Source organism: Pseudomonas turukhanskensis, from assembly GCF_027922365.1.
Classification (GTDB): Bacteria; Pseudomonadota; Gammaproteobacteria; order Pseudomonadales; family Pseudomonadaceae; genus Aquipseudomonas; species Aquipseudomonas turukhanskensis.
Map to the genome: position 1 here is coordinate 89,857 of NZ_BSFN01000008.1, position 12,861 is coordinate 102,717.

The following is a 12,861-nucleotide window of genomic DNA, read 5'->3' on the forward strand; positions in this document are numbered from 1 at the left end:
CGGTGCGCACAGCACAGCCTACAAAGGCGGTCAGAGCATGTCTTTGAAGCGCTCATCCTTCTTGTACACCAGCGGCTGACTAAAGCCTGGAATACGCATCTGCTCGGCCGTGATTTCGATGGCCTGGTCTTCGATCATGTCCTGGCCGAAGTTGTAGATGATGTCCAACTGGCCGTTCAACGCGCGCTGGTTGTATGCCTCGGCGCTGGCACGGGTCTGTTCGCGGCGCGCAAGGTAGTCGGCAAACGCGGCGTTGCCGTGGCGCTTTTTCAACATGCGTTCGGCCACATGGGGCGCGAGAATTACGCCACTGGCGTTGTTGCCGCCAAAACCCTTTGAGTTGATAAAACACACGTCCAGTTGCTCGGCGCCGACACTGCGGTCTTGCGTGGCGAACGCCAGGTGTTGCTGGTGCACGTCCGGTGCCACGGCGTCGATGGTTTTGATGCCGGGTATCACGCCGTACTTGAAGGTGCCGAGCGCCGAAATCAGTTGGTCGCCGCTGGCGGTGGCCAGCGAGTGGCCGACAAATGCCTTCACGGCGGTAACCGGCCAGCTGTCGATGTTGAAGGCACCGGCCACGCGGTCCAGCAGCTCGGATTCGGTCACGCGGTTTGCCGGGGTGCTTGAGCCGTGGGCGTGAATAAAGCTGCGTTTCTGCACGCCTTCCAGGCCAACGATCTGCACGGCGCTGGCCACCGCCTTGGCCACGGTCAGGTAATTACCCGGGCCGGGTGCAGAGATGGATTTCTTGAAGCCGTCGGCGTTGATAAATACATCGGCCACGGCGCCGTGAATATCGGCGCCCAGTTCCAGTGCCAACTCGTCATCCATCAACACGATGTATTGCGCTGACTCGGCCAGGGTAAACCCGCAGTTCTCGCCGAAGGGGCGGCTGGCGCGGCGGAAGTCGACGTCGTCGCGGCCCTCGATCAGGCGTAGGCCTTCCTCTGTGGCCAAGGCGCCCATGGCGCTGTAGCCCTCGATGCATTCGGAAAGAATCGGCGCTTCGCTGTTGCCGACGATGGCCACGCGCACCTGGCCGGCGTTGATCACGTCGATGGCTTTTTGCAGGTTGTAGAGGAAGGTCGCGCAGGCGCCTGTCACCGTGCCGGTGGTGCCGACGCTGCCCAGTACGTAGGCGTTGATAAAGTCGGTGGGCATGCTGTTGAAACCCAGCGGCAACTGTTTGGCCGACACGCGCTGGCCTTTTAGGCGCGACTGCATCAGACCGCCAAAACCGTTTTCGTCGAGCTGGCTCATGATGCTGCCGGAGAACACCGCCACTTCATCGGGCTGCACGTGGCTGACGATGGTCTGCCAGTCCAGGCCCGTGGAGCGCAGCGCGTCGGTGGCGGCAACCACCGACATCTGCAGACCGCGCGGGTGGAAGCGCGAGTTATACAGTTCGCTCGGCTCGAAACCGCTGGGCAATTGCCCGGCGGACTTCACGCTCAGGGCGCGCAGGCTGTCGACCTTGAATTCGCAGCTGCCGTGGATGGTGACGTGCACCTGATTGCCGTCGAGCGCTTCCACCGCCCAGTTGGCGGGCAGCGGCTCGGGCAGTTGTTTGCGCTGAGTGGTGAAGGTCAGCGGCTGGGCGTCGCTGGTGTCGACTTCCAGGTTTTTTTGCCAGTGCACGGCGTCGGGATCCAAGTGCTGCTTTTCAATGCGGCGCACCAGGGTGGACTGCAGAATCTGCGGGCCGAAGCGCTGCTCGATTTCAGCGGCGGTCAGGGTTTTGCCGGTGGTGTCTTGATACGTGCCGTCTACCCGACTGACCAGCTTCATCATGATTGCCAGACCCACCAGGGTTTCCTGGCGCGCGGCGGCGTCCATCGACTCGATGACGGTGCGGCGGAAACCATGGTGAAACGAGCTGCGGCCGGCGGCGTTGTAGCCACCAAACCCTACGATGACGGGTAGTCGAGACATCTAGCGCACGCTCCTAAAAATAACTTGGCCAATAGCCGATCACTAAAAATGATGAAGAGCGGCCCGCTAAGTGGGCTCGCGTGATCGAGAGACTATGCTGACGCGAGTTGTGACTTGTGAGTCACTGTCGACGGCAAGGTTGTTGGCCGTCAAGGTTGCTCGTCTGGCTGTAAGGAGGGCGCTTAAGAGAGGGAGTGCAGTTCGCAAATCATTGCCCCGTCATTCCCGCGCGCGCGGGAATGACGGTTTGGGGCGTTAGCGGTAAATGATTTCTTTGCTGGCTGAGGAAACCCGAGTACCGGCTTTGCCTTGCACAATGGCTTCGATATCCGCCAGCGAGCCAATCACCGCGACTTTGCCGGTGTTGCGGGCGAACTCGCAGGCTGCCTGCACTTTCGGCCCCATGGAGCCAGCCGCAAAACCAAGGCGTTCCAGCTCATCGGGATGGGCTTCGGCGATGGCTTTCTGCGTGGGCTTGCCCCAGTCGATATAGGTGGCAGCCACGTCGGTGGCGATTACCAGCAGGTCTGACTCCAATTGCTCGGCCAGCAGTGCCGAGCACAGGTCTTTGTCGATCACCGCTTCCACACCTTCGAGTTTTCCGGCGGCGTTGTAGCGGGTTGGAATACCGCCGCCGCCCGCGCAGATCACGATGGTGCCGTGGTCCAGCAGCCATTTTACCGGGCGGATTTCAAAGATCTGCTTGGGCCGTGGGCTGGCCACGACGCGGCGAAATTTGTCGCCGTCCGGCGCAATGCTCCAGCCTTTTTCGGCGGCCAGACGTTCTGCATCTTCCTTGGAGTAGACCGGGCCGATGGGCTTGGTCGGGTTGCTGAAAGCCGGGTCGTTAGCGTCCACTTCCACTTGCGTCAGCAAGGTGGCGAACGGCACTTCGATCGGCAGCAAATTGCCCAATTCCTGTTCGATCATGTAGCCGATCATGCCTTCGGTTTCAGCCCCCAATACGTCCAGCGGGTACGGGTTTACCGAGGTGTAGGCGGCCGCTTGCAAAGCCAGCAAGCCGACCTGAGGACCGTTGCCGTGGGCAATCACCAGTTGGTTGCCGGGCGCGATTTTGGCGATTTGTTCGGCGGCGACGCGGACGTTTTCTCGCTGGTTATCTGCAGTCATGGGTTCGCCACGACGCAGCAAGGCGTTACCACCCAGAGCGACGACGATGCGCATGAGTGTTCTCCTGAATTGAAGGGGAGGCGATGTGACAGCGCGGCTGTCACATCGCGAAGGGGCTAGATATCGGCCATGGCCGCAACGAGGATCGCCTTGATGGTGTGCATGCGGTTTTCCGCTTGCTCAAAGGCGATGTTGGCGGGCGATTCGAAAACGTCTTCGGTCACTTCCACGCCGTTGGCCAGGTGCGGGTAACGGCTGGCGATATCTTTACCGACCTTGGTTTCGCTGTTATGGAACGCCGGCAGGCAGTGCATGAATTTCACCCGTGGGTTGCCCGAGGCTTTCATCATCTCGGTGTTCACCTGGTAAGGCAGCAGCTGCTTGATGCGCTCGTCCCAAGCCTCCACCGGCTCGCCCATGGAAACCCAGACGTCGGTGTGGATGAAGTCCACGCCTTTCACCGCTTCTTGCGGGTCTTCGGTGAGGGTGATGCGCGCGCCGCTTTCCTCGGCAAAACCTTGGCATTCTTTGACGAATTCAGGGCTTGGCCACAGCGCTTTTGGCGCGCCGATGCGCACGTCCATGCCCAGCTTGGCACCGATCATCAGCAGCGAATTGCCCATGTTGTAGCGGGCATCGCCCAGGTAGGCATAGCTGATGTCATGCAGCGGTTTGTCGCTGTGCTCACGCATGGTCAGCACGTCGGCGATCATCTGGGTCGGGTGAAATTCAGCGGTCAGGCCGTTGAACACGGGTACGCCGGCATACTGGGCCAGTTCTTCGACAATCTCCTGGCCGAAACCACGGTATTCGATGGCATCGAACATACGGCCCAGTACGCGGGCGGTGTCCTTCATGCTTTCCTTGTGGCCGATTTGCGAGGAAGTGGGGTCGATGTAGGTAACGCTGGCGCCCTGGTCGTAGGCCGCCACTTCAAAGGCGCAGCGGGTACGGGTGGAGGTTTTTTCAAAGATCAGTGCGATGTTTTTGCGTTTGAGGTGTTGCTGCTCGGTGCCGGTGTATTTGGCACGTTTGAGATCGCGGGAGAGGTCGAGCAGAAAACGCAGTTCGCGCTGAGTGTGGTGCATCAGGCTGAGCACGTTGCGGTTGTGCATGTTGAACGCCATTTTTCGAACTCCTGCAAAAAAAAGGGGTTTGGCGGCGCTGCCTGGCTGGCAGCGCCGTCGCAAGTCAGGGACTCAGTAGTCGATCGGGTCGCGGATGATCGGGCAGGTCATGCAGTGGCCGCCGCCACGGCCACGGCCGAGCTCGCCTGCGCTGATGGTGATGACCTCGACGCCGGCTTTGCGCAGCAGGGTGTTGGTGTAGGTGTTGCGGTCGTACCCCACCACCACGCCTGGTTCCAGGGCCACTACGTTGTTGCCGTCGTCCCACTGCTCGCGTTCGGCTTCAAACGAGTTGCCGCCGGTGGGCACCACGCGCAGTTCTTTCAGCTTCAACGCCTCGGCAACCACTTTTACGAAATGCTGGTCTTCGCGGCGGACATCCAGGCCGTCGGCACGGTTACCGTCGGGGCGAATGCTGAACGGCACGATAGCGTCCACGGCCTCGGCAAACACGGTTACCAGGTCGCGGTCGCAGAAGCTGAATACGGTGTCCAAATGCATGGCCGCGCGGGACTTGGGCAAGCCTGCGACAATCACGCGCTCGGCTGCCTTGCTGGCGAACAGTGATTGCGCGAGTTGGCCGATGGCCTGGTGGGTGGTGCGTTCGCCCATGCCCACCAACACCACACCATTGCCGATCGGCATCACGTCGCCGCCTTCGAGCGAGGCGGCGCCGTGGTCTTGGTCGGGGTCGCCGTACCAAACCTTGAAGTCGGCGTTGACGAAGTCCGGGTGGAATTTATAGATGGCCGTTACCAGCAGGGTTTCCTGGCGGCGTGCTGGCCAGTACATGGGGTTGAGGCTGACGCCGCCGTAGATCCAGCAGCTGTTGTCGCGGGTGAATTGAGTGTTAGGCAGAGGCGGCAGAATAAAGCTGGAGCCGCCCAGGTAGCCGCGAAACATTTCAATGGCTTTGCCGCCGAAGCTGTCGGGCAGATCGGTGCCGGAAACGCCACCTACCAGGTACTGAGCCAAGGCGCGCGGCTCAAGGCTTTCGAGCCAGGAGCGCAGTTCATTAACCAGGCCCAGGCCCACGTGGTTGGCGGTGACCTTGCGGTCGAGAATCCAGGCGCGGGCTTCGGGGATCGCAACGGTTTCGGTCAGCAGGTTGTGCATCTCCACAACGTCCACACCGCGCTCACGCATTTTGGTCACGAAGTCGAAGTGGTCACGCTTGGCCTGGCTGACCCAGAGCACATCGTCGAACAAGAGTTCATCGCAGTTGCTTGGGGTTAGACGCTGATGCGCCAGGCCTGGGGAGCACACCATCACTTTGTGCAGTTTTCCCGCTTCGGAATGGACGCCGAGTTTTACCTTGGACATGGCAGTTCTCCTTTCAGAATCAAACATCAGAGGGTCAGGAAGCCGTCATAGAGGCCGTAGGCCGCTATCAGGGCGCCGATAACCACCAGGGCGAAAATGCCTTTTTCGATCTGGGTAAAAATCGGTTGGCCGATTTCGCGTTTGGCTTTGGCAAACAGGAAGGCGCCGGGCGCATACAGGAGCGCCGACAGCAACAGGTACTTGGTGCCACCGGCGTACAGCAGCCACACCGCATAAATCGTGGCGACGGCCGCGATGAGCAGGTCTTTATTGCGCTCCTTGGCGTCGTGCTCATAGGTTTCGCCACGCACCGTCATCAGCAAGGCATAGGCCGCCGACCACAGGTAAGGCACCAGAATCATTGAAGTGGCGAGGTAGATCAGCGACAGGTATGTGCTGGCCGAGAACAAGGTGATGATCAGAAAGATCTGCACCATGGCATTGGTTAACCACAGCGCATTGACCGGCGCCTTGTTGGCGTTTTCCTTGCGCAGGAATGCCGGCATGGTGTGGTCATTGGCAGCGGCGAAGAGAATTTCCGCACACAGCAAGACCCAGGACAGCAAGGCGCCGAGCAGCGAAATGATCAGCCCTACGCTGATCAACACCGCACCCCAGTGACCCACCACATGCTCCAGCACGGCGGCCATCGACGGGTTCTGCAGTTTGGCTAGTTCCGGCTGGGTCATGATGCCCAGCGACAGCACGTTCACCAGCACCAGAATCAGCAGCACGCTGATAAACCCGATGATGGTGGCCTTGCCGACATCCGAGCGCTTTTCCGCACGGGCGGAAAAAATGCTCGCACCCTCAATGCCAATGAACACCCAGACAGTCACCAGCATCATGTTGCGCACCTGGTTCATCACACTGCCCAGATCGGGGTTTTTAATGCCCCAGATATCGGCGGTGAAGATGTCCAGTTTGAAAGCGAAGAAGGCGATCAGGATAAACAGCAGCAGCGGCACGATTTTGGCGACGGTGGTCACCAGGTTGATAAAGGCTGCCTCTTTTACCCCGCGCAGCACCAGAAAGTGCACAGCCCACAGCAGCACGGAAGCGCCGATGATGGCTGCCGGCGTATTGCCTTCGCCAAACACCGGGAAGAAATAGCCGAGGGTGCTGAACAGCAAGACGAAATAGCCGACATTGCCGAGCCAGGCGCTGATCCAGTAACCCCAGGCAGATGAGAAACCCATGTAGTCGCCGAAACCGGCTTTGGCGTAGGCATATACGCCGCCATCGAGGTTGGGTTTGCGGTTGGCCAAGGTTTGGAACACGAATGCCAGGGTAAGCATGCCGACCGCGGTGATGGCCCAGCCGATAAGTACGGCGCCGACATCGGCACTGGCGGCCATGTTTTGCGGTAAGGAGAAGATCCCGCCACCGATCATCGAACCGACGACCAAGGCGACGAGAGCGCCTAAACGGAGTTTGTGAGCAGATTCGGACATGGTATGCATCCTTGACCTAATTAATTACAGGAATCTACGCACGTGTTGGTGAGTAGAAGACTGACCTGAATCAAGAGCCGGCTAACTGTCCATGTTGAGCGTCTCTGAGCGTGCGGTGAGGGGACGTTGTGCTGAGAAAGTGGCGTTAAGACCGTCGCGCTAAAAGCACGAGCTAAAGCCTTTACATGCACCAACTTGATGCCGCCACGTGAAAGCTAGACGGGTTTTTTGAATGCGCAAGGCGCGGTATTACGGGGTTTGTGGGGTGGCCTAAGGCCATTGTTAGATCGGGAAATAGAATGCTATAGCGGTTATTTCGAAGAGGTCTAAATGCCGGTTGCCCTTGTCACGTTGAGCAATGTCCCGTCGCCGTTGCAACGACGGGAAACGTGTTTTCGAGGCGTTAAGCCGAAGGCGAACTGGCTTAGTCGGTGTCTTCCTGACTGGCACTGAGGCCATGCTTGCGCAGTTTGTCGTGCAGGGTTTTGCGCGGCAGGCCAAGTGCTTCGGCCAGGCTGCGCAGCGAGTTATGCGGCCGGGCCAGTTCGGCAGCAATCAACGCGCGCTCGAACGCTTCCACCTGCTCACTCAGCCCGCCAGAGATTGCCGCGCTGGGCAGTTGCGCCGGTCCACTTTCAAGTGACAACTCCAGGCCGAGCGCAAAGCGTTCCGCGGCGTTTTGCAGTTCTCGCACGTTGCCGGGCCAGGTATGGCACAGCAGCGTGGCGCGTTGCCCGGGTTGCAGTTCTCGCACCGGCAAACTGTGGCGCACGCTGGCGGCTTCGGCAAAGTGTTGAAACAGCAACAGCGCGTCTTCGTTGCGTTCACGCAGTGGTGGAATGCGCAGGGGCGCGACGTTCAGGCGGTAATAGAGGTCGGCACGGAAACGGCCCTGGTCGGCGCTCTGACGCAGGTCTTCCTTGCTCGCCGCGATCACCCGGATATCGAGGGGGATCAACTGATTGCCGCCCAGGCGTTCCACCACCCGTTCCTGCAACAGGCGCAGCAGTTTGACCTGCACTTCCAGGCTCATGCTTTCGATTTCATCGAGAAAGAGGGTGCCGCCATTGGCGAACTCGAACTTGCCGATCCGCCGCTTCTGCGCACCGGTAAAGGCGCCGGGCTCGTGACCAAATAGCTCGCTTTCGACCACCGACTCGGCCAAGGCGCCGGCATTGATGGCGACAAAGGGCCCGTTGCGGCGGTTGGACAGGTCGTGCAGCGCACGGGCCACCACTTCTTTACCGGTGCCGGTTTCCCCGAGAATCAGTACGTCGGCGTTGATGGCCGCCAACGCGCCGATCTGCTCGCGCAAGCGCAACATGCTGGCTGACTGCCCGACCAGACGCCCCGACAGTTCCCGGCGATCGGCCAGGGCCAGGCGCAGGCTGCGGTTGTCCAGCACCAGGCGGCGTAATGCCAGCGCGCGGCGCACGCTATCGAGCAGGTCTTCGCTGGCGAAGGGCTTTTCCAGAAAGTCATAGGCGCCTGCGCGCATGGCCTGCACGGCCAGGGGGACATCACCATGGCCGGTAATCAGCAGCACCGGCAGCTCGCTGTCCTGTTCATGCAACTGGGCCAGCAGCTCCAGGCCGTCTACGCCGGGCATACGAATGTCGCTGACCACCACTCCCGGCCAGTCTCGGCCGATGTTGCCGGCCAAACCCTTGGCGCTGGCCAGGCTGCACACTTTCAGGCCAGCCAGATCGAGGGTCTGACTCAGGGCTTGGCGCAGGTGGGGGTCGTCATCGATCAGCAGCACTTGGGCATGGCTATCGAATGCGCTGTCGGTCATGCGCTGAGGTCCTCGGAAGAATGGTGGTTAACGCCGGGGGCGGCAGCACGCAGATGCAGTGTCAGCACCGCGCCGCCTTCAGGGTGGTTGGCCAACTGCAATTCGCCACCCAGTGCACGCATCAGGGTTTCACAGATCGCCAGGCCCAACCCCAGGCCCTGGGCACTGGTCTTGGTCGTAAAAAAGGGTTCGCGCGCGCGCTTGAGCGCATCCACGGAAAAACCCGGCCCATTGTCGCGGATGCTCAACTGCACACCCTGCTCGTCGGTGACTGCGCTGAGCCAGATGCGCCGTGGCGGGGCTTTTTCCACCAGGGCATCGAGGGCATTGGCCAAAACGTTGCCGAGCACCTGGCGCAGGCGTGTTTCGCCGGCCTGCACCCACAGCGTGGCATCGGGCAGGTCGCGGATCAGCTCCACATCCATGGCCCGTCGCCGCTTGGCCAGCAAGGCAAGTGCGTCATCCAGGGCCGGTTGCAGGGCCACGCTTTCCGGCGCGTGACGGTCGCGACGGGCAAAGGCACGCAGGTGCGCAATGATGGAGGACATGCGCCCGGTCAGCTCGCCAATCAGCTTGAGGTTGCCGCGTGCGTCGTCGGTGCGTTGGTGGTCCAGCAGCACCGTGGCGTTTTCGGCATAGCTGCGTATGGCTGCCAACGGTTGGTTGAGTTCATGGCTGATGCTGGCCGACATGGTGCCCAATGCCGACAACTTGCCGGCCTGTACCAGCTCGTCCTGAGCGCGCAGCAGTTCTTGCTGGGCATGCTCGCGCTCAAGCACCTCATTTTTCAGGCGGGTGTTGAGGGTTTCCAGGTCGCGTGTTCGATCGAGCACACGAATTTCCAGTTCGCGACGGGCGCGGGCATCGATGGCAATGCGTTCCAGATAGTGGCGCCGGCGTTGCATCATCAAACCCAGCAACAAGATCAATACGAGCAAGGTGGCGCCACCCACTGCTACGGCCGTTTGCACTGGTCGGGCAACCTGTTCGGCCGGCGCCAGAATACTCACCGTCCAGCCGGTTTCGGCCAGGCTGCGGCTCTGCACTATCCAGGCGTTTTCGCGCAGCTTGAGTAGCTGCGGTTCCAGCGTGGGATAGGGTTTGTTGGCCGCGATTTCCAGACGTTCCTGTTCGCTCAGTGCGCGGGTTGCACGAAAGCGCCATTCGGCCCGGGAGGTGAGGATCACCACGCCATTGCTGTCGGTGACCAGCAATTGTTCCGGGGTTTTGCCCCATAGCGTTTCGGTGGTGTCCAGGTCGACCTTGACCACCAGCGCGCCAATCACCGTGTCGCCTTCTTTGACTGCCGCGGCAAAGTAATAACCACGCTTGCCCGAGGTGGTGCCCAGGCCGAAGAAGCGCCCGAGGTGACCGGTAACGGCCTCGCGGTAGTAGGGCCGGAAGGCAAAGTTGCGGCCGACAAAGCTGTCTGGCTGCCGCCAGTTGGAGGCAGCCAGCGTAGTGCCGGCGGCGTCCATCAGGTAGATGGAATCGGCCCCGGTCTGGCCGCGTACTTCTTCCAGTAGCTGATTGGCGCGCACTTGTGCATCCAGGTTCTGCGGGTGCGTAAGCACGCCCCGCAACGCCGGCAGGTCGCCGAGTATGGGTGGCAGCACTTCGTACCGGCGCAGACTGCCCAGCAGGTTGGCAACGTACAGGTCGAGGGTTTGACGGTTCTGTTCGCTCAGCTCGCTGCTGTAATAACGTTCGGCCAGTTGTTGCAGCGGCCACAGCAATGGCGTCAGCAGCGCAGCCAGTAAGAGCAGGCTACGCCAGCGAGGGCGTCGCAGCGGGGAGTCAGTCGGCATTTTGCAGGCAGTCGGCGAGCGCCGCTTGCCACTCGGGCAGGTGCACCTTCCAGGCGGCTTGCAGGCGCGAGCAGTCCAGTCGCGAATTGAGCGGGCGTTGTGCAGGTGTCGGGTATTCGCTGCTGCTGATCGGTACCAGGCGAGCGCAGGGTTTGCCGGCGGTTTTCAGGTGCTCGGCAATGGCGCTGGCAAAACCGAACCAGGAGGTTTCGCCTTGGGCGTTCAGGTGGAAGGTGCCCCAAGGGCCGGCCTGGCCGGACCGCCATTGTTCGATCAGGGCGCCGGTGGTACTGGCGATGGTGCCGGCCCAGGTGGGGGCGCCGATCTGGTCGCTGACCACGCGCAACTCTTCACGCTCCTGCAGCAGACGCTGCATGGTCAGCAGAAAGTTGCGGCCGTACAACGAATACACCCAGCTTGTTCGCAGAATCAGGTGCTGGCCGCCAACTGCCGCAATGGCCTGTTCGCCTGCCAGCTTGCTTTGGCCGTAAACCCCTAGAGGGTGGGGCTGATCATGGTCCTGATAGGGCGAGCTTTTGCGGCCGTCGAACACGTAGTCGGTGGAGTAGTGAATCAGTGGTGCCCCGAGGGCCTTGGCTTCTTCGGCCAGCACGCCGGGTGCTGTTGCATTGACGGCGAAGGCCTGTTCAGGTTCGCTTTCGGCCTGGTCAACGGCCGTGTAAGCCGCCGCGTTGATGATCAAGTCGGGGCGCAGGTCGCGCACTCGGCTGCGAACGGCGTCGGCATCACTCAGGTCCAGCTCGGCACGGCCCAGGCAGATCAGTTCACCCAGACCTTGCAGGCTACTAAGCAGCGCCTGAGCAACCTGGCCATTGCGCCCGGCAATGAGGATTTTCAGTGGCGCGCTCATGGAAACAGTTCCGCTTCCTTGTACAACGCCCCGGCCTGATCTTTGGCCGACAACTGCGGGGCGCCGCTGAGCTGCCAGTCGATGGCCAGGGTTGGGTCGTCCCAGCGAATGCAGCGCTCATGTGCGGGGGCGTAATAGTCGGTGGTCTTGTAGAGAAATTCGGCGAACTCGCTGAGCACGACAAAACCATGGGCAAAACCCGCCGGCACCCACAGCTGGCGTTTGTTTTCTGCCGACAGCTCCACGGCTACCCATTGGCCACAGGTGGGCGAACTACGGCGGATGTCCACGGCAATATCCAGCACCAGGCCTGCGCTCACGCGCACCAGCTTCCCCTGCGCCTGCTCAATCTGATAATGCAGGCCGCGCAGCACGCCCTGCTGCGAGCGTGAATGGTTGTCTTGAACGAATTGGCAGTCCACGCCTGTTGCAGCCCGAAAGGCCTGGGCGTTGAAACTCTCGTAGAAAAAGCCGCGCTCATCACCGAACACCTTTGGCTCGATAATCAGGACGTCGGGAAGTGTGGTTGCGATTACCTTCACGCCTGCTCTCCTGCCAACCGATAGAGGTACTGGCCATAGCCGGTCTTGCCGAAGAGCTTGGCCTGCGCCAGCAATTGCTCGCGGTCGATCCAGCCATTCTGGAACGCGATTTCCTCCAGGCACGCGACCTTCAGCCCTTGGCGGTGCTCGATGGTTTGTACGTACTGCGAAGCGTCCAGCAGGCTGTCGTGGGTGCCGGTATCGAGCCAGGCAAAGCCGCGGCCGAAGCGCTCCACACGCAAATCACCGCGCTTGAGATAGGCGTTGTTGACGTCGGTGATTTCCAGCTCGCCGCGCTGCGACGGTTTGACCGCTTTGGCGATCTGCACCACGTCGTTGTCGTAAAAATACAGGCCGGTAACGGCATAGCTGGATTTAGGCTTGGCCGGTTTCTCTTCAATGGAAACGGCATTGCCGTCGGCGTCGTACTCGACCACACCGAAACGTTCCGGGTCTTTGACCCAATAGCCAAACACGGTGGCGCCGCTGGCGTGGCTAGCCGCGCGCTGCAACTGCTCGGTAAAGCGATGACCGTGAAAGATGTTGTCGCCCAGAATCAGGCACACCGAGTCGTCGCCAATGAACTGCTCACCAATCACAAAGGCTTGCGCCAACCCATCTGGGGAAGGCTGCGCCGCGTAGCTGAAATTGACCCCGAACTGGCTGCCGTCGCCGAGCATCTTTTCGAACTGCGGCAGATCGTGGGGGGTGGAAATCAGCAGGATGTCTTTGATGCCGGCCAGCATCAGCACGGAGATGGGGTAATACACCATCGGCTTGTCGTAGATCGGCAACAGCTGCTTGGACACGCCCAGCGTAATGGGGTGCAGACGTGTACCAGAACCGCCGGCCAGAATGATTCCTTTCATGGGATG

The 12,861-nt window shown here is 60.9% G+C and carries 10 protein-coding genes; all 10 read right to left on the minus strand.

Features of this window, described 5'->3' with window-relative positions; genetic code table 11:
• Positions 1 to 30: 30 nt before the first annotated feature.
• A complete protein-coding gene (locus PKE98_RS15125; protein WP_271196139.1) occupies positions 31 to 1,935 on the minus strand; it encodes a beta-ketoacyl synthase in 1,905 nt (634 codons plus the stop codon).
• A 255-nt stretch (positions 1,936 to 2,190) separates the two neighbouring features.
• Complete coding sequence (gene arcC, locus PKE98_RS15130) at positions 2,191 to 3,120, minus strand: carbamate kinase (protein ID WP_271196140.1); 930 nt, start codon at positions 3,118 to 3,120, stop codon at positions 2,191 to 2,193.
• A 62-nt stretch (positions 3,121 to 3,182) separates the two neighbouring features.
• The gene (locus tag PKE98_RS15135) at positions 3,183 to 4,193 is read right to left on the minus strand and encodes an ornithine carbamoyltransferase (RefSeq protein WP_271196141.1); all 1,011 of its coding nucleotides are present in this window, start codon (positions 4,191 to 4,193) and stop codon (positions 3,183 to 3,185) included.
• Positions 4,194 to 4,265: 72 nt separating this feature from the next.
• Positions 4,266 to 5,516, minus strand: a complete 1,251-nt coding sequence (gene arcA, locus PKE98_RS15140) for an arginine deiminase (RefSeq protein WP_271196142.1) — start codon at positions 5,514 to 5,516, stop codon at positions 4,266 to 4,268.
• Between the two features lie 26 nt (positions 5,517 to 5,542).
• Complete coding sequence (arcD, locus tag PKE98_RS15145; RefSeq protein WP_271196143.1) at positions 5,543 to 6,970, minus strand: arginine-ornithine antiporter; 1,428 nt, start codon at positions 6,968 to 6,970, stop codon at positions 5,543 to 5,545.
• A gap of 424 nt (positions 6,971 to 7,394) precedes the next feature.
• A complete protein-coding gene (dctD, locus tag PKE98_RS15150) occupies positions 7,395 to 8,765 on the minus strand; it encodes a two-component system response regulator DctD (RefSeq protein ID WP_271196144.1) in 1,371 nt (456 codons plus the stop codon).
• Positions 8,762 to 10,573: a sensor histidine kinase gene (locus PKE98_RS15155; RefSeq protein WP_271196145.1), complete on the minus strand. Its 1,812-nt coding sequence runs from the start codon at positions 10,571 to 10,573 to the stop codon at positions 8,762 to 8,764. Before PKE98_RS15155 ends, dctD begins: the two co-directional genes overlap by 4 nt.
• A complete protein-coding gene (gene rfbD, locus PKE98_RS15160; RefSeq protein ID WP_271196146.1) occupies positions 10,563 to 11,444 on the minus strand; it encodes a dTDP-4-dehydrorhamnose reductase in 882 nt (293 codons plus the stop codon). Before rfbD ends, PKE98_RS15155 begins: the two co-directional genes overlap by 11 nt.
• On the minus strand, positions 11,441 to 11,986 hold the full coding sequence (gene rfbC, locus PKE98_RS15165; protein ID WP_271196147.1) for a dTDP-4-dehydrorhamnose 3,5-epimerase: 546 nt from the start codon (positions 11,984 to 11,986) through the stop codon (positions 11,441 to 11,443). The genes rfbD and rfbC overlap by 4 nt, the downstream gene beginning before the upstream one ends.
• Positions 11,983 to 12,855 (minus strand): glucose-1-phosphate thymidylyltransferase RfbA, encoded by an 873-nt coding sequence (gene rfbA, locus PKE98_RS15170; RefSeq protein ID WP_271196148.1) that lies wholly within the window; start codon positions 12,853 to 12,855, stop codon positions 11,983 to 11,985. The genes rfbC and rfbA overlap by 4 nt, the downstream gene beginning before the upstream one ends.
• Positions 12,856 to 12,861: the final 6 nt, after the last annotated feature.